18 protein-coding genes are annotated in these 25,273 nt (G+C 61.7%); 7 read left to right on the top strand and 11 right to left on the bottom strand.

What is annotated here, in order from left to right; genetic code table 11:
• Positions 1–2: 2 nt before the first annotated feature.
• The 3 genes from C4J92_RS26620 to uvrD form a co-directional block, all read right to left on the bottom strand.
• Positions 3–410, bottom strand: a complete 408-nt coding sequence (locus C4J92_RS26620; RefSeq protein WP_078735291.1) for an SMI1/KNR4 family protein — start codon at positions 408–410, stop codon at positions 3–5.
• Positions 411–545: 135 nt separating this feature from the next.
• Positions 546–1,415: a Tim44 domain-containing protein gene (locus C4J92_RS26615; RefSeq protein WP_124365039.1), complete on the bottom strand. Its 870-nt coding sequence runs from the start codon at positions 1,413–1,415 to the stop codon at positions 546–548.
• Positions 1,416–1,724: 309 nt separating this feature from the next.
• A complete protein-coding gene (uvrD, locus tag C4J92_RS26610; RefSeq protein ID WP_124372330.1) occupies positions 1,725–3,908 on the bottom strand; it encodes a DNA helicase II in 2,184 nt (727 codons plus the stop codon).
• Between the two features lie 267 nt (positions 3,909–4,175).
• Between uvrD and C4J92_RS26605 the strand changes: the two genes are divergently transcribed.
• From C4J92_RS26605 to C4J92_RS26595, 3 genes are all read left to right on the top strand, one after another.
• Positions 4,176–7,049, top strand: a complete 2,874-nt coding sequence (locus C4J92_RS26605) for an EAL domain-containing protein (RefSeq protein WP_124405711.1) — start codon at positions 4,176–4,178, stop codon at positions 7,047–7,049.
• Between the two features lie 162 nt (positions 7,050–7,211).
• Positions 7,212–8,078 carry a transcriptional regulator HexR gene (hexR, locus tag C4J92_RS26600; protein WP_003177007.1) on the top strand — a complete coding sequence of 289 codons (867 nt, stop codon included), beginning with the start codon at positions 7,212–7,214 and terminating at the stop codon, positions 8,076–8,078.
• A gap of 282 nt (positions 8,079–8,360) precedes the next feature.
• Positions 8,361–8,558, top strand: a complete 198-nt coding sequence (locus tag C4J92_RS26595; protein ID WP_124365036.1) for a PA3496 family putative envelope integrity protein — start codon at positions 8,361–8,363, stop codon at positions 8,556–8,558.
• Here C4J92_RS26595 and C4J92_RS26590 read toward each other — a convergent pair.
• A complete protein-coding gene (locus tag C4J92_RS26590) occupies positions 8,488–9,462 on the bottom strand; it encodes a LysR family transcriptional regulator (protein WP_124368875.1) in 975 nt (324 codons plus the stop codon). The two genes, C4J92_RS26595 and C4J92_RS26590, sit on opposite strands and share 71 nt — an antisense overlap.
• Positions 9,463–9,657: 195 nt before the next feature.
• Here C4J92_RS26590 and C4J92_RS26585 point away from each other — a divergent pair, with 195 nt between their 5' ends.
• Together C4J92_RS26585 and oadA are read left to right on the top strand one after the other, a co-directional pair.
• Entirely contained in the window at positions 9,658–11,073 is a 1,416-nt protein-coding gene (locus tag C4J92_RS26585; RefSeq protein WP_003195732.1) for an acetyl-CoA carboxylase biotin carboxylase subunit, read from the top strand.
• A gap of 11 nt (positions 11,074–11,084) precedes the next feature.
• Positions 11,085–12,893 carry a sodium-extruding oxaloacetate decarboxylase subunit alpha gene (oadA, locus tag C4J92_RS26580; protein ID WP_124405710.1) on the top strand — a complete coding sequence of 603 codons (1,809 nt, stop codon included), beginning with the start codon at positions 11,085–11,087 and terminating at the stop codon, positions 12,891–12,893.
• Between the two features lie 81 nt (positions 12,894–12,974).
• On the opposite strand, the gene C4J92_RS26575 is transcribed toward oadA, so the two are convergent.
• From C4J92_RS26575 to C4J92_RS26565, 3 genes are all read right to left on the bottom strand, one after another.
• Positions 12,975–14,285, bottom strand: a complete 1,311-nt coding sequence (locus C4J92_RS26575; protein ID WP_124405709.1) for an autotransporter domain-containing protein — start codon at positions 14,283–14,285, stop codon at positions 12,975–12,977.
• 158 nt (positions 14,286–14,443) lie between these two features.
• Positions 14,444–15,274 (bottom strand): amino acid ABC transporter permease, encoded by an 831-nt coding sequence (locus C4J92_RS26570; RefSeq protein WP_124405708.1) that lies wholly within the window; start codon positions 15,272–15,274, stop codon positions 14,444–14,446.
• Positions 15,271–16,092, bottom strand: a complete 822-nt coding sequence (locus tag C4J92_RS26565; RefSeq protein ID WP_124368870.1) for an ABC transporter substrate-binding protein — start codon at positions 16,090–16,092, stop codon at positions 15,271–15,273. Before C4J92_RS26565 ends, C4J92_RS26570 begins: the two co-directional genes overlap by 4 nt.
• Before the next feature lie 112 nt (positions 16,093–16,204).
• Between C4J92_RS26565 and C4J92_RS26560 the strand changes: the two genes are divergently transcribed.
• Positions 16,205–17,113, top strand: a complete 909-nt coding sequence (locus tag C4J92_RS26560) for a homocysteine S-methyltransferase family protein (protein WP_124405707.1) — start codon at positions 16,205–16,207, stop codon at positions 17,111–17,113.
• A 124-nt stretch (positions 17,114–17,237) separates the two neighbouring features.
• Here the strand turns inward: C4J92_RS26560 and C4J92_RS26555 are convergent, their stop codons facing one another.
• From C4J92_RS26555 to C4J92_RS26545, 3 genes are read right to left on the bottom strand one after another with little or no spacing between them, the layout of a single operon-like run.
• On the bottom strand, positions 17,238–17,909 hold the full coding sequence (locus tag C4J92_RS26555) for a GNAT family N-acetyltransferase (RefSeq protein ID WP_124405706.1): 672 nt from the start codon (positions 17,907–17,909) through the stop codon (positions 17,238–17,240).
• A 10-nt stretch (positions 17,910–17,919) separates the two neighbouring features.
• Positions 17,920–18,366, bottom strand: coding sequence for a GNAT family N-acetyltransferase (locus C4J92_RS26550; protein WP_124405705.1), 447 nt, complete (start codon positions 18,364–18,366; stop codon positions 17,920–17,922).
• Positions 18,363–19,001 (bottom strand): FMN-binding negative transcriptional regulator, encoded by a 639-nt coding sequence (locus C4J92_RS26545; RefSeq protein ID WP_124405704.1) that lies wholly within the window; start codon positions 18,999–19,001, stop codon positions 18,363–18,365. The genes C4J92_RS26550 and C4J92_RS26545 overlap by 4 nt, the downstream gene beginning before the upstream one ends.
• 87 nt (positions 19,002–19,088) lie before the next feature.
• On the opposite strand from C4J92_RS26545, the gene C4J92_RS26540 reads away from it, so the two are divergent.
• Positions 19,089–20,630 carry a PLP-dependent aminotransferase family protein gene (locus tag C4J92_RS26540; protein ID WP_124405703.1) on the top strand — a complete coding sequence of 514 codons (1,542 nt, stop codon included), beginning with the start codon at positions 19,089–19,091 and terminating at the stop codon, positions 20,628–20,630.
• Between the two features lie 5 nt (positions 20,631–20,635).
• On the opposite strand, the gene C4J92_RS26535 is transcribed toward C4J92_RS26540, so the two are convergent.
• Positions 20,636–25,264 (bottom strand): dermonecrotic toxin domain-containing protein, encoded by a 4,629-nt coding sequence (locus C4J92_RS26535; protein ID WP_124405702.1) that lies wholly within the window; start codon positions 25,262–25,264, stop codon positions 20,636–20,638.
• Between the last annotated feature and the right edge of the window lie 9 nt (positions 25,265–25,273).

Below are 25,273 nucleotides of genomic sequence, written 5' to 3'. Positions count from 1 at the left end.
AATCAGCTTTCCAGCCAGACGTCCCGTGCCCAGTGCCACACCGACTCCCAGGTTTCTTCCTGGACCAGTTCTTCCTCGGCGGACCACAGCACCACGGTGCCGTCTTCCTCGACGCAGTAGTAATCGTCACCATCCTGGCAGATCGGGATCATGCTGCGATCAACCCCGGCATCCCAGGCGTTGGCGGCAACATCCGGCAGATAGGTGTGGGATTGCGGGTCGGTGACGGTCACCGGCTCGAGGCTGCCGTAGACCACGTCGCTGACGGTCAGCAGGAATTCGCGGAACACAAACGGGATGTCGATGAACAGTTGTTCCTCGATTTCCACCAGTTGGTCTTCGTCAGGCAGCTCCAAAGGAACCGGGACCGGTTCGTTGGCTTCACGCAGTTGTTCGATGATTTCTTCCACGGCCGGGATCCTCTTGCTAGTAGGCGCGGTTTATAGGGGCGTTTTATACAGTAGCTCGCTATAAGTGCAACCGTGAAATAGAAAACCCCGGACATGTCCGGGGTTTTTGTTACCGCGTGCTCACACGAGCAGGTATCAGCCGTTCTGGCGGATACCGGCGACCAGCCATGGCTGGTTGTCGCCCTGGGCGCGTTCCATGTTCCAGCTTTCGCTGAACACTTCGCCCTGGTCGAAACGCGAGGTCTTCGACACACCGCTGAAGGTCAGGGTGGCGATGGTCTTGTCGGCGCGATCATCCACGCCTTCCAGTTGTACGCGCAGGTCGTCGATATAGGTCGACTGGAAGGCGTCACCCAGGTCGGCGCGTTCGCGCTTGAGGAACTCGAGCAGTTGCGGGGTCACGAACTCGGAGATCTTGTCCATTTCGTTGGCGTCCCAGTGCTGCTGCAGGGACTGGAAGTGGCTGCGGGCCGCTTCGACGAAACGCTCTTCGTTGAACCAGGCCGGGGCGTTGATCACCGGACGGGCGGCGGCAGGCGCTGCTGAACCACCGAAGATCGAACCCATGGCCGGTTTTTGCTCGAACACTTCACGCTGCATCGGCGCGCCGGCCGGAGCCAGGTGCTCCTGCTGCTTGCGGCGACGGGCGGCGATAAAGCGGAAGATCACAAAGGCGATAACGGCCAGGATCAGGATGTCGAAGATCTGCATGCCCTGGAAGCCGCCGCCCATGAACATGGAGGCGAGCAGGCCACCGGCGGCGATGCCGGCCAATGGTCCCAACCAGCGCGAAGCACCGCCGGCCTTGGCAGCAGCGCCCGCAGCACCGGCCGCGCCTGCGGTAGCCGCAGCACCGCCGGCACCGGCGGATGGAGCCATCTGGCTGGTCTGGTGGGTCGGTGCCGAGCCCATGCTTTTGCCGCCACCGAAGCGTTTGGCGTTGGCGTCGAGGCTCATCGTCAAGCCGATGCACAACGCCATGGCGATGCTAAGAAAACGTTTCATAAAGGGAATTCCCATTTGTGGATTGCACGCGCGCCATGTTGCACAGGTGTCGTGACAGTGGCTAGCGACATAATGTTTCGGGCTTTTACGTAGGACCGATTCAGAATGGTCTGTAGGACTTATTACAGATATTGGCCCGTGCTCGTCTAAAACAAGGGCGAGCCAAGCATCTTCATGTTACGCAGTGTTTCATAGGCGGGCTTGTTGTGGCGAGGGAGCTTGCTCCCGCTGGGCTGCGCAGCAGCCCTGAAAAACGGGCGCGCTGCGCACGCCAGCGGGAGCAAGCTCCCTCGCCACAAACGATCGGTTTCAGACGGCTTCGAGCTTCGCGTAGCCCATCATCAGCCATTTGCTGCCCTCGGCGAAGTTGACCTGCACCCGCGCCTGGGCGCCGGCGCCTTCGAAATTGAGGATCACGCCCTCGCCGAAGATCGCATGCCGGACCTGCTGACCCAGGCTGAACGGGGTTTCCGGGATCTCGGAGCCGGCAAACATAGTGCTGGAGTTCTGCTGCTGGCCGCCGCCGAACGGGCGACTGACGCTGTTGGACAGGCGCACTTCCTGGATCAGCCCCTTCGGCACTTCACGTACGAAGCGCGACACCTTGTTGTAGGTCTCGCTACCGTACAGGCGTCGGGTCTCGGCATAGGTCATCACCAGGTTCTGCATGGCCCGGGTAATGCCCACGTAAGCCAGGCGGCGTTCTTCCTCAAGGCGGCCGGGCTCTTCCAGGCTCATCTTGTGGGGGAACAGGCCTTCTTCCATGCCCACCAGGAACACATACGGGAATTCCAGGCCCTTGGCACTGTGCAAGGTCATCAGCTGAATGCTGTCTTCATGCTCGTCGGCCTGGGTATCGCCAGCTTCCAGCGATGCGTGACCAAGGAAAGCGGCGAGCGGGGTCTGCTCTTCATCGTCCTCGATGTTTTCGAAGGCGCGGGCGGCGCTGACCAGTTCCTCGAGGTTTTCTACCCGGGCTTGGCCTTTCTCGCCTTTCTCCGCCTCGTGGTAGGCGATCAGCCCGGACTGTTCGATCACGGTCTGGGTCATCAAGTGCAGGGGCATTTCCGCGCATTTGGCCGCGAGGTTCTCGATCAGCTCGACAAACACGCCCAATGCGCCGGCGGCGCGGCCTGTCAGGCCTTTATTGGCGATCAGCAGGCGCATGGCCTCCCACATCGACACATCGGCATGGCGGGCGTGTTCGCGAATGGCCTCGACGGTTTTTTCACCGATGCCACGGGCCGGAATATTGATCACCCGCTCCAGCGCCGCATCGTTGCCGCGTCCTTCCAGCAAGCGCAGGTAGGCCATGGCGTTCTTGATTTCCGCCCGCTCGAAGAAGCGCTGGCCCCCATAGATGCGATACGGGATGCGCTCGCGCAACAAGGCTTCTTCCAACACCCGCGATTGGGCGTTGGAGCGGTAGAGAATGGCGATGTCGCTGCGCGCCAGGCCGGTTTTCAGCGCGCTTTCGATGGTTTCCACCACGTAGCGCGCTTCATCGTGCTCATTGAACGCGGCGTACAGGTTGATCGCTTCGCCTTCGCCGCCGTCGGTCCACAGCTCTTTGCCAAGGCGCCCGGTGTTGTTGGCGATCAAAGCGTTGGCAGCCTTCAGGATCCCGGCGGTGGAGCGGTAGTTCTGCTCGAGGCGGATAGTCACCGCGTCCGGGAAGTCTTCGGAATACTGGTAGATGTTCTCGATTTTCGCGCCGCGCCAGCCGTAGATCGACTGGTCGTCATCGCCCACCACCATCAGGCTGTCGCCACCCTTGGCCAGCAGGCGCAACCAGGCGTATTGCACGGCGTTGGTGTCCTGGAACTCGTCCACCAGAACATGCCGGAAGCGCTTCTGGTAATGGGCCAGCAAGCCGGGGTTGTCGCGCCACAGGTCGAGGGCACGCAACAGCAGTTCGGAGAAGTCGATCACGCCGGCGCGTACGCAGGCCGCCTCGTAGGCTTCATAGATGCTGCGCATGGTCGCCAGGAACAGGTCACCGCTGGCCTGGATATGTTGCGGGCGCAGGCCTTCGTCTTTCTGGCCGTTGATAAACCACTGGGCCTGGCGGGCCGGCCAACGCTGTTCATCGAGGCCCAGCTCGCGGATTACCCGCTTGACCAGGCGTTGCTGGTCGTCGCTGTCGAGGATCTGGAACGTCTGGCTCAGCCCCGCTTCTTGCCAATGCGCCCGCAACAGGCGGTGCGCCAGGCCGTGGAAGGTGCCCACCCACATGCCGGCCGGGCTGATGCCCATCAACTGCTCGATGCGATGGCGCATCTCGGCAGCCGCCTTGTTGGTGAATGTCACCGACAGGATGGAATGGGGAGAAGCGTTCTCGACCTGGATCAACCAGGCGATACGGTGCACGAGCACTCGGGTTTTACCGGAGCCAGCACCGGCCAGGACCAACTGACGGCCAACGGGGGCCGCTACGGCCTGGCGTTGGGCATCGTTGAGGGAGTTCAGCAAAAGGGAGAGATCATCGCGCATCGGCGCATTCTAGGGTGCCGGGGGGAGACGGGCAAATCCCAATGCCGGGTGGTCGACACAAAACCACCTGCGCGCAAACATTCTGCGGGTGCGGATGACCGGTTAGTCATGCGCCACAGCCCGCGTGCCGTCTCGTTCAAGCTGTCTGGGACAACGTTTTGCGCTCAACCGGCGAGGGGTTTTTATGACTTGGAGCGGTTTGGTCCGAGCGCTTGCTTGTGTATGCTCCGACGACGTTTCGGGCTCACCATTATAAGAACACTGCCTATGACCTTTGACACTGACCTGTTCGGCCCCTCGGCGGCGCCTGCGCAGGTTATCCGCAAACACTATGCCACCGAGATCGCGGTCGAGCGTACACGCCTGCTGTATCAGGGCTCGCTGCTGCCGACCCTGTTGATGCTGGTCAACGGTTTGGTCTGCGCCTGGCTTTTGTGGGACCCCAAGCAATACCTGCTCGACAGCGTCTGGCTGGTCTGGTTGCTGGCCCTGGTGGCGATGCGCGTCATCCAGGTGGCGGCGTTTGATTCGGCGATGCCCAGCCGGCAGGCCCAGCCCGTCTGGCGGCGCATGTTCATGCTCGGTTCGGCGGTCAGCGGCCTGACCCTGTCGGTCGCCGCCATCGCCCTGGTGCCGACCGACAGCTTCATGCAACAGGCCTGGGTGTTCGGCCTGATCGGCGCGGCGACGTTGTCGGCCAGCGTGGCCTATGCCGTCAGCCTTTGGGCCTTTCTGTCCTTCGCTTTGCCCTGCCTGTTGCCGGTCATCGCCTATCTGTTCTGGAATGGCACCTCGCGGCAACAGGGCTGGGGCGTGCTCGGTCTGATCCTGTTGGCGTCATTAAGTGTGGTGGCGTGGCAGGTCAATCGCCTGATCCAGCGCGGGCTGCTGCGACGCTTCCAGAACCAGGCCTTGATCGAGCATTTGCAGCAGGCGCAGCAGCGCAGCGAGCAGTTGAATCAGGAACTGCTGCGCGAAGTCGAGCAGCGCCGCGAGGTCGAACAGGAGCTGCGTGAAGCCCAGGTGGGCCTGCAAGACCGTGTGGCGCTGCGCAGCCAGGAATTGGACGCCGCCAGCCTCGCCCTGAATCAAAGCGAGGCGCGCCTGGCCATGGCGCTGCAGGCCAGTGAACTGGGCCTGTGGGACTGGAACCTGCAAACCGATGAGGTGCACCACACCCAGCTCAAGGAATTGTTCGGCCTGGAACCCGAGTTTGTCACCGCGATGCTCAGCCATCTCAAGCCGCGCCTGCACCCCGACGACCTGCCGCTGCTCAAGCATGCGTTGGTGGAGCACCTCAAGGGCCGCAGCGAGGACTATCAGGTGGAATACCGGATCCGTCACGGCGACGGGCACTGGGTGTGGATCGAGGACCGTGGGCGCGCGGTAGAGCGTTCGCCCAGTGGCCGGGTGATCCGCATGCTCGGCACGCGCCGTGACATCAGTGCCAGCAAGGCCGTGGAAGAACAGCAACGGCTCGCCTCGACGGTGTTCGAGGCCGCCAGCGAAGGCATCGTGATTCTCGACCCGAACTATGTGCTGCTCGCCGTCAACCAGGCGTTCAGCCGTGTCACCGGTTTTGACATTGACGACATGCTCGGTCGCAATGTCGTGGAGCTGCCCAGCAGTCGCGACGCCCGGCGTCACTTCCCGGTGATCCGCCAGGCGCTGCTCAGCCACGGCACCTGGCAGGGCGAACTGGTGGAAACGCGCAAGAACGGCGAGCTGTACCCGCAGTGGCTGCAACTGAGCGTGGTGCGCGATGTTCGCGGCAATGTCAGTCATATAGTGGGTTTTTTCGCCGATCTGTCCGCGCGGCGCGAGTCCGAGGAGCGCATGCGCTACCTCACCCATTACGACGAGTTGACCGGCCTGGCCAACCGTTCGCTGTTTCGCGAACGGCTGCGCGAAGCGCATCAACGCGTACGTCAGGGTGGGCGCAGCCTGGCGCTGCTGCACATCAACCTCGACCGTTTCAAGCTGCTCAATGACAGCCTTGGCCATGAAGTGGCCGACCAACTGTTGCAGAAAATGGCGCGGCGCTTGATCAACGCACTGCCGGAAGCCGACACCATTGCACGCCTGTCCGGTGATGAATTCGCTGTGCTGTTCGACGCCTATGGCAACCTGTCGAGCCTGGCGCGGGTGGCGACTCGGCTGCTGGCCAAGCTGCGCGTGCCGGTGACGGTGGAGGGGCATGAGCTGGTGGTCAGCGCCTCCATGGGCGTCAGCCTGCTGCCGGATAACGCGCGGGAAATTTCTGCGCTGGTCAGCCAATCGAATATGGCGATGCAGCACGCCAAGCACCTGGGCGGGAACAATTTCCAGTTCTACACCGACAGCCTGCAAGCCAGCACCCTGGAGCGCTTGCAGCTGGAAAACCATCTGCGCAAGGCCATCGACGAGGGCCAGCTCACGGTGTTCTACCAACCCAAACTGTGCCTGGCCACCGGCACGCTCAATGCGGCCGAGGCCCTGGTGCGCTGGGAACATCCGCAGTGGGGCCTGGTGCCGCCGGGAGACTTTATCGGCCTGGCCGAAGAAACCGGCCTGATCGTGCCGTTGGGTGAGCTGGTGTTGCGCCAGGCGTGCTGGCAGGCCTGTGAGTGGCAACGCCAGGGGCTGGCGCCGATTCGGGTGTCGGTGAACCTGTCGGTGCATCAGTTGCGCCAGGGCAAGCTGGTCAGTCTGGTGCGCCAGGTGCTGGAGGAGACCGGGCTGGACCCGCAATACCTCGAATTGGAATTGACCGAAAGCCAGTTGCTCGACAGTGTCGAGCACATCATCACCACCTTCCGGCAGTTACGCGACCTGGGCGTGAAGCTGGCCATCGACGATTTCGGCACCGGCTATTCATCCCTCAGCTACCTTAAGCGCATTCCGGTGGACTACGTGAAGATCGACCAGACCTTTATCCGGGGTCTTGGCCAGGGCCGCGAGGATGCGGCCATTACCCGGGCGATCATTGCCATGGCCCATGGGTTGTCGCTCAAAGTGGTGGCCGAAGGCGTGGAGGACCAGCAGCAACTGGATTTCCTGCGAAGCGAGCAGTGCGACGAGGTGCAGGGTTATCTGATCAGCCGGCCGATGGACGCTGAGGGGCTGGCAGATTTGTTACGAAAAAATCCAGATTTTTCTTAACGACTCAAGTGGCGTCCCTGTGGCTACAAAGCCTCTGCCCTTAGTTTCAGAGGGGAGCGGGGCGATTTAGTGCTGCATCAGGCGGGCAAAACGGCAATTCTTGTAGTATAACTACAAGCTTGCTACATCCCTGGCGTCTGCCAATAACAAGAGTCCTGCCCTTTGAACCTGTTGCAACATATCGCCCAGTCGCGCCACCTGTTACGCAAATCGGAACTCAAGGTTGCCGATCACGTGCTGCTTGACCCTGCGGCTGTGATGCACAGTTCCATGGCCGACCTGGCCCACAGCGTGGGCATCAGTGAGCCGACCATCGTGCGCTTCTGCCGCGCCATCGGTTGCTCCGGGTTCCAGGACTTGAAACTCAAGCTGGCGCAAAGCCTGGCCGCCGGTGCGAGCTTCGGCCAGTTTGCGATCCATGAAGACGACTCGGTCGCTGACTACAGCCTGAAAATCTTCGACACCACCTTGCACACCTTGATGGAAGTGCGCGAGAAGCTCGACCCGGTGGAGCTGCAAAAGGCCGTGACCGCGATGTCCCAGGCCCAGCGCGTGGAGTTCTATGGCTTTGGTGCTTCCGGCGCGGTAGCGGCCGACGCCCAGCACAAATTTTTCCGCCTGCTGCTCACGGCGGCGGCCTACAGCGACCCGCACATGCAGGCGATGTCGGCGGTGACCTTGAAGCCCACCGACGTGGCCATCTGTATTTCCCAGTCCGGTCGCTCCAAAGACCTGCTCATCACCGCCAATCTGGTGCGTGAAAGCGGCGCTTCGCTGATCACTCTGTGCCCGAGCCAGACGCCATTGGCGGAATTGTCCACAGTGAACCTGGCGATCGACGTACACGAAGACACCGAGATCTACACGCCGCTGACCTCGCGCATTGCCCACCTGGTGGTGATCGACGTGTTGGCCATGGGCGTGGCCATGGCCCGAGGGCCGAGCCTGGTCAACCACCTCAAGAGTGTGAAGCGCAGTTTGCGCAGCCTGCGGTTGTCGCCCAAGTCGGTCAAAGCCCTCGACGACTGATCAACTGTACACAGAACAAAATGTGGGAGGGGGGCAAGCCCTAATGCCAGTCTGTAGGAGCGAGCTTGCTCGCGAAAAACGTCAACGATAACGCGTGCTTTCTGAATGAACGCGGTGCCTGTGAGTTTTTCGCGAGCAAGCTCGCTCCTACAGAGGGCTCTAGGGCAAGCCCCCTCCCACATGTGCATCTTTTGTGTGTCCAGAATCTTCATCAGGCTGTCATAGCCCCGTCATCCCCGGTGCCCATCCTGTACTCCCCGTACTTGCATTGGGAGACTCCAAATGGCCCGGCCCTACGAAGACAGCAACAGCACCGTCAAGACCCGTCGTCAGCAGGAAGACCAGCGCCGCATGGCGTTCCGTCGCGCAATCGAAGACCGCTGCGACCAGCGCCAACTGCTCCAGAGCATCAGTGACTACCCGGAACTCCATTGGCAGGCACCCTTGGCTGCCCAGCGAAACGCTCAGCCAGCGCGCTGATCTGCACCCGTTCGCTGCGGATAAAGCCCAGGAACGCGTGGGCCACCGGTGACAGCCGCTTGGCTTTGGCTTGCACCAGGCACCAGCTGCGGTACAGCGGCAGTTCTTCCACCGGCAGCTCCTTGAGCCCGCCGGTGGCCAGCTCCAGGTTCAGGGCGTGGCGCGTCAGCAGGGCCACGCCCAACCCTGCAGCCACGCACTCGCGTTGCGCCTCGGCCGAGGCCACTTCCACCGTCTGCGTGAAGTGCACGCGTTTTTCCTTGAAGTACTCTTCGCAGGCCAGCCGCGTGCCGGAACCCGGTTCGCGGATGAGCAGGGTGTAGGGTTCCAGATCCTGCAAGCGTAGCGGCCCTTGCAGGCTCAAGGGGTGATCCGGCAGCGCCACGGCGACAATCGGATTATTCAGGAACGGCAGGAATTCCAGGCCCATATCCTGAGGCACCATGGACATGATCACCAGGTCGTCACGGTTGTCCGAAAGCCGGCGAATCACCTGGGCGCGATTGACCACGGTCAAGTGCAATTGCACCTCCGGGTGTTGGCGCTTGAAGGCGGCGAACAAGTGCGGCACGAAGTACTTGGCGCTGGACTCCACCGCCAGCTTCAACTGGCCCTGCAACGAGCCCTGCATGTCCGACAGCTGCATATCGAGATTTTCCAGGCGCCCGAAGATATCCCGGCTGGCCCGCTGCAAGGCTTCAGCGGCCTCGGTCATGTAGAGCTTTTTGCCGACATAATCGAACAGCGGCTGGCCAAGCAGCTCTTCGAGCTGGCGAATTTGCAGGCTGACGGCGGGTTGGGTGAGGGACATTTCCTCGGCTGCACGGCTGTAGGAGCGCAGATCACACACTTCATTGAAAATCTGCAATTGACGCAATGTCATACGCATCAATGACTTACGCATTAAGTAACTCCTCAAGCCCCGGTCGTCCGGCCAACTATAAGTCTTTACTTATACACAGCCCAACAATTATTGATTTTTGTTAATCCTCAAGTGCGCATAGTGTGTGTCTCGCGACTGTCATGAAACATTTGGTCACGCGTCGACCCGCCTACAACGGGTCGAAGAACGCAGCAATCGGCTCAAGGGAATTTCCAAGTGATAAAAAAGATCCTGATCGCCAACCGTGGTGAAATTGCCGTACGAATCGTGCGTGCCTGCGCCGAGATGGGCATTCGCTCGGTCGCGGTTTATTCGGACGCCGACCGCCACGCGTTACACGTCAAGCGTGCCGACGAAGCCCACAGCATCGGTGCCGAGCCCTTGGCCGGCTACCTGAACCCGCGCAAACTGGTGAACCTGGCCGTAGAGACCGGTTGCGATGCGCTGCATCCCGGCTACGGCTTTCTGTCGGAAAACGCCGAATTGGCGGACATCTGCGCCGAACGCGGCATCAAGTTCATCGGCCCCTCGGCGGAAGTGATTCGCCGCATGGGCGACAAGACCGAAGCGCGCCGCAGCATGATCAAGGCTGGCGTGCCGGTCACGCCGGGCACTGAAGGCAACGTCGCCGATATCCATGAAGCCCTCACCGAAGGCGACCGTATCGGTTACCCGGTGATGCTCAAGGCTACGTCCGGTGGTGGCGGTCGCGGTATCCGTCGCTGCAACAGCCGCGAAGAACTTGAACAAGCCTTCCCCCGGGTGATTTCAGAGGCCACCAAGGCCTTCGGTTCGGCGGAAGTGTTCCTGGAAAAATGCATCGTCAATCCCAAGCACATCGAAGCGCAGATCCTCGGTGACAGCTTTGGCAACGTCGTGCACCTGTTCGAGCGCGACTGCTCGATCCAGCGTCGCAACCAGAAACTCATCGAAATCGCTCCCAGCCCCCAGCTCACCCCTGAACAGCGCGCCTATATCGGCGATCTGTCGGTGCGTGCGGCCAAGGCCGTGGGCTACGAGAATGCCGGCACCGTGGAGTTCCTGCTCGCCGAGGGCGAGGTTTACTTCATGGAGATGAACACCCGGGTGCAGGTGGAACACACCATCACCGAAGAAATCACCGGGATCGACATCGTCCGCGAGCAGATCCGCATCGCTTCGGGCCTGCCGCTGTCGGTCAAGCAGGAAGACATCCAGCACCGTGGCTTCGCGTTGCAGTTTCGTATCAACGCCGAAGACCCGAAGAACAACTTCCTGCCAAGCTTCGGCAAGATCACCCGTTACTACGCCCCCGGTGGCCCCGGCGTGCGTACCGACACGGCGATCTACACCGGCTACACCATCCCGCCGTTCTACGACTCCATGTGCCTGAAACTGGTGGTGTGGGCGTTGACCTGGGAAGAAGCCATGGACCGCGGCCTGCGTGCCCTGGATGACATGCGCCTGCAAGGCGTGAAGACCACCGCCGCCTACTACCAGGAAATCCTGCGCAACCCGGAATTCCGCAGCGGCCAATTTAATACAAGCTTTGTGGAAAGCCATCCTGAGCTGACCAACTACTCGATCAAGCGCAAACCCGAAGAGCTGGCCCTGGCCATCGCCGCCGCCATCGCCGCCCACGCAGGCCTGTGAGGAACATTCCAATGTCTAAGAAAATCTTCGTAACCGACACCATCCTGCGCGACGCCCACCAATCGTTGCTGGCGACCCGCATGCGCACTGACGACATGCTGCCGATCTGCGACAAGCTCGACAAAGTCGGCTACTGGTCCCTGGAAGTCTGGGGCGGCGCGACGTTCGACGCCTGCGTGCGCTTTTTGAAAGAAGACCCGTGGGAGCGCCTGCGCCAACTGCGCGCCGCATTGCCCAACACGCGCCTGCAAATGCTGTTGCGCGGCCAGAACCTGCTGGGCTATCGCCACTACAGCGATGACGTGGTCAAAGCGTTTGTCGCCAAGGCCGCCGTCAACGGTATCGACGTGTTCCGCATCTTCGATGCCATGAACGACGTGCGTAACCTGCGAGTGGCCATCGAAGCGGTCAAAGCCGCCGGCAAGCACGCCCAGGGCACCATCGCCTACACCACCAGCCCGGTGCACACCGTTGAGGCGTTCGTGGCCCAGGCCAAGCAGCTCGAATCCATGGGCTGCGACTCCATCGCGATCAAGGACATGGCCGGCCTGCTGACGCCCTACGCCACCGGCGAGCTGGTCAAGGCGCTGAAAGCCGAGCAGAACCTGCCGATCTTTATCCACTCCCACGACACCGCGGGTCTGGCCGCGATGTGCCAACTCAAGGCCATCGAAAACGGCGCCGACCACATCGACACCGCCATCTCCAGCTTCGCCTGGGGCACCAGCCACCCGGGCACCGAGTCGATGGTCGCCGCCCTCAAGGGCAGCGAATTCGACACCGGCCTGGACCTGGAACTGCTGCAGGAAATCGGCCTGTACTTCTATGCCGTGCGCAAGAAATACCACCAGTTCGAAAGCGAGTTCACCGCTGTCGACACCCGCGTGCAAGTCAACCAGGTGCCCGGTGGGATGATTTCCAACCTGGCCAACCAGCTGAAAGAGCAGGGCGCGCTGAACCGCATGAGCGAAGTGCTCGCCGAAATCCCCCGCGTGCGTGAAGACCTTGGCTTCCCGCCGCTGGTCACCCCGACCTCGCAGATCGTCGGCACCCAGGCGTTCTTCAACGTGCTGGCCGGCGAGCGTTACAAGACCATCACCAACGAAGTGAAGCTCTACCTGCAAGGCGGCTACGGCAAGGCGCCGGGCACTGTGAACGAGAAGTTGCGCCGCCAGGCCATCGGCAGCGAAGAGGTGATCGACGTACGCCCGGCTGATTTGCTCAAGCCGGAAATGACCAAGCTGCGCGGCGAAATCGGCGCGCTGGCCAAGTCCGAAGAAGACGTGCTGACCTACGCCATGTTCCCCGACATCGGTCGCAAGTTCCTCGAAGAGCGCGACGCCGGCACTCTGGCGCCGGAAGTGCTGCTGCCGATCCCTGAAGCCGGCGGCGTGGCCCGTGCCGGTGGCGAAGGCGTGCCGACCGAGTTCGTCATCGACGTGCACGGTGAAAGCTACCGTGTGGACATCACTGGTGTCGGGGTGAAGGCCGAAGGCAAGCGTCACTTCTACCTGTCCATCGACGGCATGCCCGAAGAAGTGGTGTTCGAACCGCTCAACGAGTTCGTCAGCAGCGGCGGCAGCAAGCGCAAGCATGCCACCGCGCCAGGCCATGTCAGCACCGCGATGCCAGGCAATATCGTCGACGTGCTGGTCAAGGAAGGCGACGTGGTCAAGGCCGGCCAGGCGGTGCTGATCACCGAGGCGATGAAGATGGAAACCGAAGTGCAGGCCTCCATCGCCGGTAAAGTCACCGCCGTGCATGTGGCCAAGGGCGACCGCGTGAACCCTGGCGAAATCCTGATTGAAATCGAAGGCTGATACCGAGCCTTCGACACTACCGCTTAAACCTCGGGGGGCATGTGCCCCCTTTTTTTTGCCTGCTGATCAGGCATTGGCGCCTTAGAACGCCATCGCCCACTGCCCCATCAATCCCTGGTTGCGACTCGTGCTGCCGAACTCGGCGGTGTAGGCCAGACCCACGGTGTGTTCAGCCGACAGTGCCATGTCCATGCCGGTACGCAGCGCCAGGCTGTTGCGGTCCAGAGCAGTGCCGCCGATGGTGAACTCGCTGTTGAAGTCCTCTCGTTTATTCCAGGCAAATGACTGGCGAACGCGACTGTTAACGTCGCCATACAGGTGTTTCCATTGGGTGCTCAGGTGCGGTTTGAGGGTCATCTGGTTGCCCATTGCAACGTCGTGGCTCAAGCGAAGACCGAAGGTGCTACTGAAGTTTTGCTGGGTTTGTGCACCCACGTCCAAAGCGCTATAGCCGCCTTTTTCCTGGAAGCGGTCGCGCTGATAACGTTGAAAACCTGCGCTGGCAAAGGGCTCGGCGTGCAAGCCGCCGATATCCAGTTGGTAGCCCGCCTCTGCGAATACGTTTTGGCTCTGGGCGTTGTACTTGCCGGTGAGGTTCTGGCGAAGGTCAATGAGGTCGAAATCGACCGTACGTTTGTTTTTTCCGGTATGGCTGCTGTACAGCGCGCCCAGGCGCAACGCCAGTGGTCCGTCTTGACGCACGGCGTAAGCGCCCAGGTGCCAGCTGTCCAGATCACCCTTGAAACGCGTGGCGTTCAGTTCACTGCCGGACTTGCCGCCCACCACGCCCACCCGCCATGCGTGGTCGATTGACCAGTCAGCCCCCAGCAGCAGGCCTTGGCTGCGTTGTTTCAGACCGGCACTGCCGTGTTGGGCATCGAGGCTGCCGCTATTGCCCAAGCCTTGGAACCACACGCGTCCCGTCTCGCTGGCGTGGTTGTCCGGCAGACGTATTGCCGACAACAGGCTGTCGTTCAATTGTTTCATGCTGTTTTGGGTGGCGGTGCCCAAGTTGGCGTTCTGGCTGCCTGCCAATTGCTCAAGCACGGCACCTAGCCTGCCTGGCTCCAAAGTGCTCAGGTGCTGGCCGTATTGCTCAAGTTGGTCTTTTTCCCATTCGTGCAGTTCGTCCGACGCCAGCAGTGTGTCCACTGCGGAGTCCAGCACATGGGCGACGCTCAAGCCGTTGCGGCTGGTAGCCGTGTTGGCGAAGTAGAAGTCTTCAGGCGCCGGGAGGGCCGGTTCGAAATATTGTTTTCCACCGTTCACCGGAGTCGGCTCAAGCCATTCACTGTCTGGCTCGATGTCGCCGCGTGCCTGCGCCTGTTGAGTGCTGATCGCTGCGAACGCCAGGGTGATGGCCAGTGCGAGTTGTTTGTGTATGAGCGGCATGTAAACCCACCTCTTAATGTATGAGGCTGGGAATTTAGCGGGGTGCCGGGGGGATAAATGTCGGCCTGCGAGCCGATCCTTTGCGGGAGATGTCTGCCGTCTGGTGCGATTAAAACAATGAGGAATAGGGCGGATCACGGTAGTTGCTTTGCCTCCCGTCACCCTCGCCTTACGTACCCTTTGCCATAGTGCCGCTCCATGCGCGCCTGGATCAGCTCCAGTCCGAGAGACATTACCCAATAGATGATTGCCGCCGTGGTGAGCATCTCGATATAGCGATAGCTTGAGCGCCCATAGGATTGTGCGAGGAACATCACTTCCCACACGCCCATCACCGAGACCAGCGACGAGTCCTTGAGCATCGAGATGAACTGGTTGGTGGCCGGCGGGACGATGGTGCGCATGGCCTGGGGCAGCGTAACGTGCCAGAAGATCGCGCTGTCGCGCATGCCCAGGGCCAGTGCCGCTTCCCGTTGGCCGTGGGGCACGCCGAGGATACCGGCGCGGAAGATTTCGCTCAGGTAGGCGCCGTAGTTCAGCGACAGCGCGATGATCCCGGCGACGATCGCGCCCGGTACCAGGCCCAGTTGCGGTAGGCCGAGGTAGATCAGCAGGATCTGGATCAGCAGCGGCGTACCGCGAAAAAACGAGGCATAGAACGTAGCGATGCCGAAGGCCACGGCGCTTTTCGACACGCGTCCCAGCGCAGTGACGAAACCCAGCACCGACGACGCCACGATCGAACACAGGCACAGAAACAGCGTCAGCGCCGCGCCTTGCAGGAAGCCGTTGGGCGCCAGGTGCACGCCAACCAGGTTGGGCAGCTTGTCGAGGATGATCGAGAACTTCAGGTCAAAGCTCAGGAAGAAACTGGCAAACAGGCAAAACAGCGCGGCCCAAGTCAGGTACAGCCGCGTGCGAAAGCCGAACAGCCGCCGCAGCCGCGACGTGGTTACCGGGGGCTGGGGCGGGTTTGGGAAAGCGGTCATTGGCTGATGTCGGCGCCGATCCATTTTTGCGACAGCTTGCTCAAGGTGCCGTCCTGCTTGAGCTGGGCGAAGACCTCACGCACTTTGCTGTCCCACTGCGGGTCGCCTTTTTCGATGGCCACCGAGTTGGGCTCCGAGTACAGCGGCTCGCCGGCCAGCTTGAAGCGCTTGTCGGCGGTCAAGCGTGGCTGTGCGGTCACCAGGTTGGTGAGGATCGCGTCCAGGCGCACGCCGGCGCCAAGGCCGAGGTCCTGGAAGGCCACGTTATCGGTGTCGTACGGCGCGATCTGCACGTCCTCGAACGGATACTGCAGTTGCGTGTCTTCGGCGCCTTCGATCACCAGGTTCTTGTTCAGATAGCTCTCGTAGCTCGATGCGCTGGTCAGGCCGACTTTCTTGCCGCTCAGGTCCTTGGCGCCGTGGATGCGGTCATCCTTGGCATTGACCACGATCACCGCAGGCGAGGCGTAGTACTCCACCGGGAAATCGAACACTTCGGCGCGCGCCTTGCTCGGGGTCATGGAGCAGATGCAGATGTCGTAGCGCCCGCTCCAGCGGCCAGCGGCGATCACGTCCCAGGACGGGGTTTCCAGGCGAAGCTTCACGCCCAGTTTTTGTGCCACGGCCTTGGCCACGTCGACGTCAAAGCCGTCGAGTTGGTTCTGCTCATTGAGAAACGAAAACGGCGGATAGCTTTCCATCAGCACGCCCACCAGTTCTTTCTTTTGCTCGATCCGATCCAGGGTGGTACCGCCGAAGGCCTGAGTGGAGGCAGCGAGCATGGTCAGGCCCAGGGCCAATAGCGGTTTAAGTTTCAAAGCAGACACCTGAAGAAAAAAGAGTTGTGATGAGCCGACTGGTGCGTATTAAATAGTTATAAGAACGACTCTCATAGTGAGTTATTTTCATAAGCATATGAGTAAAAGCTATATGGGCGCACAACCTACAGTAATTCTCGATGGTGGCATGGGCCGTGAGCTGCAACGCCGTGGCGCGCCGTTCAGGCAGCCAGAGTGGTCGGCGCTGGCGTTGAGCGAAGCGCCTCAGGCGGTTGAGGCGGTGCACGCGGCGTATATCCAGAGCGGCGCCAACGTGATCACCAGCAACAGCTACGCCGTTGTGCCCTTTCATATTGGTGAGGCGCGGTTCGCCGCCGAAGGCCAGGCGCTGGCGGCGCTCGCTGGTGAATTGGCCCGCCGTGCGGTGCAGGCTTCAGGCCAGGCGGTGCGGGTGGCGGGCTCATTGCCGCCGCTGTTCGGTTCTTATCGACCGGATTTGTTCGAGCCTGGGCGGGTGAGCGAGCTGCTGACGCCTCTGGTGAACGGCCTGGCGCCCCACGTCGACCTGTGGCTGGCGGAAACCCAGAGCTCCATCGCCGAGGCGCGGGCGATCCAGGCCGGGCTGCCGAAAGACGGTAAACCGCTCTGGCTGTCGTTTACCTTGAAGGACGAAGACACGGACGAGGTGCCACGCCTGCGCTCAGGTGAACCGGTGGCGGATGCCGCCGAAGCGGCAGCGCAGTTGGGCGTGGAGGTGCTGCTGTTCAACTGCAGCCAGCCGGAAGTGATCGGCGCGGCGATTGACGCTGCCCGCCAGACCTTCGAGCGCCTTGGCGTGGCGACCCAGATCGGCGCTTACGCCAACGCCTTCCCGCCGCAACCCAAGGAGGCCACGGCCAACGATGGCCTCGACCCGCTGCGCGATGACCTTGACCCGCCCGGCTATCTGCACTGGGCGGCCGATTGGCAGGCGCGCGGGGCCAGCCATCTGGGCGGCTGCTGCGGCATCGGGCCGGAGCATATTGCGGTGCTGGCCAAGCACCTGACCCCAATCGGTTAAGGCTTTTTGCAGGCGCGCTCGCGAAGAACTAGGGGCTTCACGTTTATCCAGTATGAGCGTGTTGCCTGGGCGTTTTTCGCGAGCAAGCTCGCTCCTACAGGGGCGTTGGGGCGTACCCCTCGTTTCAATTTCTGCACTCGGCCAGTGTTTTCAGCTGCCCGGAGCTGGTTTGGTTAGCCTCCGACAGCCACTGTTCGAACCCCGCGTCAATCGCCGGCCATTCCGAATCCAGCATCGAAAACCATGCCGTATCGCGGTTCTGGCCCTTGACCACCATGTGCTGGCGGAATACCCCTTCGAAACTGAAACCCAGGCGCTCGGCTGCGTATCGGGAGCGGGCGTTGCCGTTGTTGCATTTCCATTCCAGGCGGCGGTAGCCCTGCTCGAACGCATACTTGGCCAGCAGATACACCGCCTCGGTGCTTTTCGGCGAGCGCTGCATCGGGGCGCCGAAGGTGACATGGCCGATTTCGATACGGCCCTGGGCCGGGACGATGGACATCAAACTCAGGATGCCCTGCACCTCATCGTTGGCGCGGTCGACCACACTGAAGAAATACGGGTCGGTGCTGGCTGCGTGGTTGTTCAACCACACATCGAACGCGGCGCGCTCGGCAAACGGGCCGTAAGGCAGATAGTCCCACAACTTCGGGTCGGCGCCGGGGCCTTCGAGGGCTTGCCACAGTTGATCGGCGTGGCGCGCGGGGTCGAGTTTGACCAGGCGGATAAAACGCCCTTCGAGCAGTTGAGCCGTGGGCGCCGGAACACCTTTCCAGTCAGCGAGGGAGATCGACATGCTGTGCTCCTTAAAGGGCTTTGCGAAATTGAATTAAACCTGGGCGTTCAGCGATGCGCTCATAGAGCTGGATCGCCGTGGCGTTGGTCTCGTGGGTCAGCCAATGCACTTTGCCGCAGCCATCTGCCTTGGCCGTGGCATAGACGAACTCGATCAGTTTGCGACCGACACCAGTGCCGCGTTGGGCCGAGTCCACCAGCAGGTCCTGCAGGTAACAGGAGTTCTCGATGCTCCAGTTGGACCGGTGGTAGATGAAGTTGACCATGCCCACCGCCTTGCCATCCTGCCAGGCCAGGGCCGAATGGGTTGGCTCGTCGGCATCGACCAGGCGTTGCCAGGTGCTCCGGCTGACCGCGTCCGGCAATTGGGTGTTGTAGAACGTCAAATACGCTTGCCACAGCGGCAACCAGGCGGCGTGGTCGGCGGCGCTGACCTGGCGGATATCGATCGGGCTCATTCAGGGGCTCCTTGGGGCATAAAGCGGGCGAGGGTCTGGTCGCGTACATCGACGCTGGCGGCCAGGCCGTTGCGCACCCCGGCGATGTCGGCCGGGCTGCGGTTCTGGCTGAGCTTGCGTTTGCCGATCAGGCGATCAATGGGCAGCGCGAAGCCGACGATGGCCTTGAGCATGCCATCAATGTAGTCGGCCGGGGCGTCGCTGACTTTCCAGGGCTGGGCGCGATTGCCCTCGTGGCGGTCGGTAAGGGCGCTGACCACGTCGAGCAAACGTTCGGCATCGGTAAACACCTCGGCCGTGCCGTAGGCATGCACCGCGATGTAGTTCCAGGTCGGCACCACTTTGCCGTGCTCGGCCTTGGCCGGGTAAAACGCCGGGCTGACGTAAGCATCGGCGCCGGCAAAGATCACCAGGGCTTCGCTGCCGTTTTGCAGGTCTTTCCACTGCGGATTGGCCCTGGCCAGGTGCCCGTACAACGTGCCGTTGGGGCCTTCATCGGGATTCAGCAGTAGCGGCAAATGGCTGGCCTGCAGGCCTTGCTCGCCAAAGGTCACCAACTGCGCCAGGCGTGTGTGCTGGATCAGTTGGTGTAATTCAGGCAGGTCTTCGAGGACAAAGGCGCGTGGTGTGTACATGAATATTTTCCTTGGCGAATGCCTGCATCCTAGGCAGGCTAATGGTCCGTTGTAAGAGCCATCCAAGGTCAATTTCGTAGGTCCAATATGTCACCACTCTCGCCGCCTCTGTCATTTAACCCGGCCGGTATCGAGCTGGACCGGCGCCAGGGCCTCACGCGCCAACTCTATGAGGCCCTGCGCCTGCGCGTGCTGGACGGGCGCCTGGTCAGCGGCACGCGTTTGCCCGCCAGCCGCGATCTGGCTGCGGCCCTGTCGATTTCCCGCAACAGCGTGGTGCGCGCCTACGATCAGTTATACGCCGAGGGGTTTATCGAAGGCCGGGTGGGAGATGGCACCTATGTCGCCCAGCTGCCTACCCCTAAAAATTTATCCACAAAACTATCCACAGGCTTACCAACAGGCTTATCCCCAACCTTATCCACAAAATGCACGAATTTGCCGGTGGATCTGGATGCCGAAGTTATCCACAGCCCGGCTCTGGACCGTCTGCAACACAACCATTTATCCCAACCGCCGACCGGGCCGCCCAAGGCGTTTCGCGTGGGGGTGCCCGCCTTCGATCTGTTCCCTTTTGAGGTCTGGGCCAAGCTGAACGGGGCTTTCTGGCGCAAGCCGGCCCTGGAACAGTTGTGCTACGGCGACCCCGCAGGCGACGCACGCCTGCGTGGGCTGATCGCGGCTTACCTGCGCAGCTCGCGAGGCATGCAGTGCACCGCTGAACAAATAGTGATCACCAGTGGTGCACAGCAGGCAATCAGCCTTTGTGCACAGTTGCTGGTGGAGCCCGGCGACGGGGTCGCGGTGGAGAACCCAGGCTATCGTGCAGCCGGCCACGCATTCGCCTTGGCTGGTGCGAACCTGCGGGGTGTACCGGTGGACAGCGAAGGTATCGACTGCCAGACCCTCAATGGCCTGGAAGACTGCCGCCTGGCCTATGTCACACCCTCCCATCAATACCCGCTGGGCGTGGTGATGAGCCTGGCGCGGCGCCTGGAACTGCTGGCCTGGGCCGAGCGCACCGGTGGCTGGATCATCGAAGACGACTACGATGGCGAATACCGCTACAGCGGTGCGCCGCTGGCGCCCCTGGCCGCGTTGGACCGCAGCGGGCGCGTGCTCTACGTCGGTACCTTCGGCAAAGTGGCGTTCCCGGCCCTGCGTCTGGGCTATCTGGTATTGCCGCCGGGCCTGGTGGATGCGTTCTCCCGGCGCCGCGCCGTCGACATGCGCCACTCGGAAGTCAGCACTCAGGCAGTGATGGCCGAATTCATGGCGGCCGGGCATTTCCAGCGCCATATCCGCCGCATGCGTCGCGCCGCCCTGAGTCGGCGCAATGCCTTGCTGGTCGGCTGGCCCAGCGGGCTGCCCGGTGTGGACAACCTGCCCGCTGTTGCAGCGGGCCTGCACCTTACGGTTCGGGTAGACAGCCTGGCCCGTGAGCAGCAGTTGCTGGCACAAGCCCGCGGCGTGGGCGTAGAAATCAATGGCCTGAGTAGCTATTGGCTGCCCGGTTCAAGCCCGGCACCGGATCAACGCGCCGGCCTGGTTCTGGGGTTTGCCGCCGTGCCTGAGGCAGCCATTACCCAGGCCCTGTCGCGTCTGGGCAAAGCCTGGCTCAGCGGCTGACCCACTCAGCTCTGGAAGAACAACGAGCGCGCCAGCTGCGGGCTGATTTCACTGCGGTACACCGCAATCTGGTCCCGGTCGCTCAGGCCTGCGCGCTCCATGGCTCCGCCAAGTTTGCGCTGCTCGCGGGTTTTCAGATGACCGGCAAAGAAATTCTCGGTCGCGGCTTGCACGGAATCGTAGTGAAAGTGCGCATACCACAACGCGGCACGGCTCTGGTGATCGCGCACTTCGTATTCGTCCAGGTAGTTCTTGCCGGGGCCCTTGAGACGCTTGCGGGTAACGACCTTTTCAATCTTCACCAACCCTTGTTCGTGCAGCCATTCCACCCGCGCTGCGGTGGGCGGTTGTTCTTTGGTCATGCTGATGCGGGTGTCGGTGCCCAGTTTGTAGAGCCGCTGAGCGGCGTCGTTGAGGTTCCTGCTGAGGGTGGCGGCTGAGGGGCGATCGCTTTCGGTCAGGTTGAGTCGCGTCAGCCCTTCCTCAATGGTGCTGACCGAGCGCTCCAGGCGTGCGGCGTACTGGTGCAGCATCTCTTCGATTTCCACAGGGATGCGCCCGGCTTTTCTGGAGTGCGCAAGGATACGCTGGGTGACGGCCTGCTCTTCATCCAGCAAGCCTTGCCCGGCCCTCATGCCCGCATTCAGGTCAACGGTGTGTGGCTCTGTACGACTTGGGGACGGGCTTTCCCGTTCAACCCAGACCCCCGGTGTTTTCTCGTGGAACGTGGCGATGAGCCTGCCCGTCATTGGCGCCTTGACGTCCACCAGGTGGCTTTGCGTCGCGCGAGGTTCGCCCACCACCACGCCATTGAAGCGGGTCTTGATGACTTTGCGCTTGGGCGTAGGCGGCGGCTTCGATGTACCCGGCTTGGGTTCCAGGGCCTTTTTTTCGCGCAGCAGCAGCGCAAGCTCCACCACCGCCTGCTGATTGAAACCGTCGATTTCCTTGCGAAGGCCCTCCAGGGTTTCCCGGTTTACCTGCTCCGGGTGTTCGGCGTGCAGGTCCAGCAGGCGTTGGTCGACGATGGCGAATTGGTCGGCCACGCTGTTGAGCACCTCAATGCGCTCATCCAGGCCGCTGACGTTGGCTTCGATCAGGGTTTCAACCCAGTTTTGAATGTTGAGGTCGGCAATCTCGACGATTTCGCCGATCTGGGTGCGGGCATCGATAAACGCCTCGCCGTCGCCTTCGCGGATACACAGGTAACGCGTCAGGGTGACTTGCAGCGCCTTGAGATCGTGCAGCCGCATGCCGGGCAACGCGCGCATGGTGGTCTGTGCGACCTTCGCACCTTCCATGCCAAGTCCTTCCAGTTCACGGTAGCGCGACTCGGCGTATTCCAGGCGGCTGATCATTGCCTTGTTCAAATTCGCCATGACCTGGGCAGCTTCGGCCTGCTTCTTGGGCTCAAGGGCGGACAGGGTCTCGATGTGCTCGAGGGTCCAGAGCAGTTTTTCCCGAAACTCGGGGAGGCTTTCAGCCACGGCGGATCGGGTCAGCAACAACTGCTTGTTCAGGTAGTCGATCATGCTGCTCTGATAATTGGGCACCGAGTCGATGATGTTCAGTGCGCGCAACTGGCGGATGGGTGTCTCGTACTGTTCCAGGCGAGCGTCGACCTTCTCGATGAACGCCTGGTGCGTCGTATCCCTGGACGGCCCGGGCTCGCGAACGATGGCGTCAAATACGGCGGCGACTTCCGACTGCCCGCGTCTTTCATCGGCATCGAACGCAGTGAGGCCCTCACGCAATTCCTTGATGCGCGAAGGTGCCTTGCCCCTGGCCGCCCTGCGGCGATTCCTGAAGCCGGCGCCGCGCAGGCGCAGGCGCGTGTCGACAAACCATTTGCCGGCCAGGTTGCCCGTCAATGCCGGGCCGGTTTGCGAAGGTTGGCGGGGGTCGACGACCACCACGTTGTCGTTGTCGTCCACGGTGACCTCGAACCAGCGTTCACCGACCTGCGCGTACCATTTGCCGGCCAGGCCATGAAGATGCAGGTGCGGTCCGGGTTCCTTGTTCGGTTCGCCCAACCCATCCGGTTTAGCGATTTTGAAACGATCCAGCGTCGCCGCCAGGCTTGAAGGCGTGCGGCTCAGCGCCCCACGAATGTGCAATGGACCCTGATGTTCAGCGGGTAGCTCGGCTTCGGACAGGTCCGGTTGCTTGGTCACGATGGGTTTCCTGGGCACAGGCGCTGCCTTTTCCGGCTCTTCGACCAGCTTCGGTTCGGGCTCGAGCGCAAAACCTTCGGCGCTCTTTTTCGGTGATGAGTGGCGCAGGGTGACGTGCATCACCAGCGCCATGCCCAGATTGAGGAGCAGGTCGATCTGCGCCGTCCATGAGGTTGTCCCGTCAGGTCCAGGCTCTTGCTCGGTGGCTTCTTGCAGGTCATCCATGATTTGCCAGATCCAGGCCGCGATCCCGGCTGTGCGCCCGAGGAAGGGCAGGGCCGCGCCGAAAATCTGCCAGGCGGCCTGTCGATAGCTTGCCCAGCGTTTCTGGGTGTTGGATACCGATTGCTGCTTGGCCAGATCAATCATGGCATTGGCGTTGGCCTCGAACAGCATCCCCAGGATGTCACCGGTCAGCACTTCATCGCTCAGGCCGATAGGCCCGCTCATTTGCAGGACCACCTCGGGCTCCACCAGCACCCGCGCCACGGTCCACGGCGAAGGCAGTTTGTCGGGGAATACGTATTGCTCGTAGTTGAAGCGCGAACTTTCCGGCAGCCAGGCCAGGACCGACTCGCGCAGCAGGTGATTGTGCTTGATGGCATACAGCAGGTTTTGCCGGGAGGGGAATTGGAGCAGCACCGGCTCAAGCAGCGGACGATAGAGCACGCAGGGGCCCTGGGTGTGATCGCGAGGACCGATCACGAACATATTGGCGACCACATCCTGCTCATGACCGGGCCGCAGCGCCGGGATAAAAGCCAGGCGGCGGATAACGATCTCCTGCCCCTCCACCTGGCGGTCGTGCTGCTGGGCCTGGACAACGGCAGCGACATAGCGATAGCCGAGGGAGTTGAGCCCATTCTCACCCTTGATCTTCCACTGCAGGGCCTGCAGCGGCAATTGCACTCGCAGGTGTGAAACGTAGAGCAGTTGGCGGGCCTTGGACTCGAACGGGTCCGTGAGCAGGGTGCTCTTGATCAGTGCCGGATAGTGCTTGCCGATATCGATGGCTTCGATCAGTTGCTTCAAGTAGTCGTAGGTCAGCCAGTCCGGGGCGTCGCCACCGTTGTAGCGCACGCTCGCTGTACCCGTCGGCAAACCGGTGAGGTTTGCCAGGGCCAGGTCGATCAGGCTGTGGCGCGTGATGTCACTGCTACCCGGCACCACAAACGTACCCCAGAGCACCGGGCTCTCGATGCTGACTTCAACCTTGTCCAGGTTCAGGCCGGCGCCATTGGGATGGGCCTGGATTTTACTGCGCAGTTGCGCCCGGGCGTAGCCGCGGATCGATGCGATACCGTCATCAAATTGCAGGCCTTGGTTGTGCGTGTGCACCTGGGCCAGGTCAATGACGCCTCGGCCGTAAGTGGATATGTCGAGGTCCGAGGCGTCCGACAACCATTCGGGCAGTTGCTGATGAATCTGGCGGATGTTCGACAGCGACTGATCGCTCAGGTCGTCGATCACCGGCACGACGTTGATCACGGCCTGGTCGCTGATGCCTTTTCTGATGGAAGATTTTTGGGTGCGCAAGCCAAACGCGCCGATGACCACCAGTTGCAGGGTGATCATGGCGAAGGCCTGGCTATCGAAGAAATTCCCAGGGGGTTGATACAGCCGCCATTGCACGTCCAGCTCGGGGTGATACGGGTTCAACCTGCCCGGCAGGACTTCGCCCAGTTGCTGCATCGAGTCGAACTTCTCGTAACCCTCGACCAGCGAGTACGTCAGGATCCGCTGCTTCTGCTCATGGACGCCGATCAGTACCGCTATGTCCGCCAGGCCCGCGTGCACGGTCTTGTTGTTTTGGCGTACGTCCATGTCGATCAGGTAGACATTGATCGGGTAGGGATCGCCTTCTCGACGGCCAGTCGGATCCGGCAGTCGGAACAGCGTTCGAGCCATGGCGCAGTCGTGTTCATCCCAGCCTTCCAGCTTGTTGAGGTTCCATACCTTGCGCAGGGACTGGGAAAGTGTCTGCCAGCGCGGGCCGGCGGAGCCATTGGACGCGTTCCAGTGGTCCAGTTGCTGCTCCTGAAAGGCGACGAAAATCAGCGCCGACAGCTCGTTGAGCAACCGCGCAATGGCGTCGATTTTCACCGGCAGGTGGACTGCGGGTACTGCGTTGGGGTGTTGGGTGAGGAAATGCTCGCCGTCGATGTAGATCACCGGCGCGGGCGCCAACGCTTGCCGAGCGAGGACCGTGGTCAGCGAGTCGACATACGGCTCCGCCGGTTGGAGAACATCGTCAATGATGCTCCAGCGCGGCGTAATCACCATGGCCAGGTCAGGCTCGATATCCAGCGTCGGAAACTCTTCCCGCAGCGCCGTACGCAACAGGGTTGAGGCGACCTCGCGCATCGAAGGGCCGGTGGTCAGTTGTGTCAGCAGATCGTAGGTGCTGGGAGGAAGGTTGCGGGCGACGGGGTCGTCGTTTCGGGATGAGTCATTGGGCATCTGCAGCTC

The sequence above is a fragment of the Pseudomonas sp. R3-18-08 genome (assembly GCF_003852065.1).
Classification (GTDB): domain Bacteria; phylum Pseudomonadota; class Gammaproteobacteria; order Pseudomonadales; family Pseudomonadaceae; genus Aquipseudomonas.
Note: the sequence above shows the minus strand (reverse complement) of the source record. Positions and strands in the feature narration are given on the sequence as shown.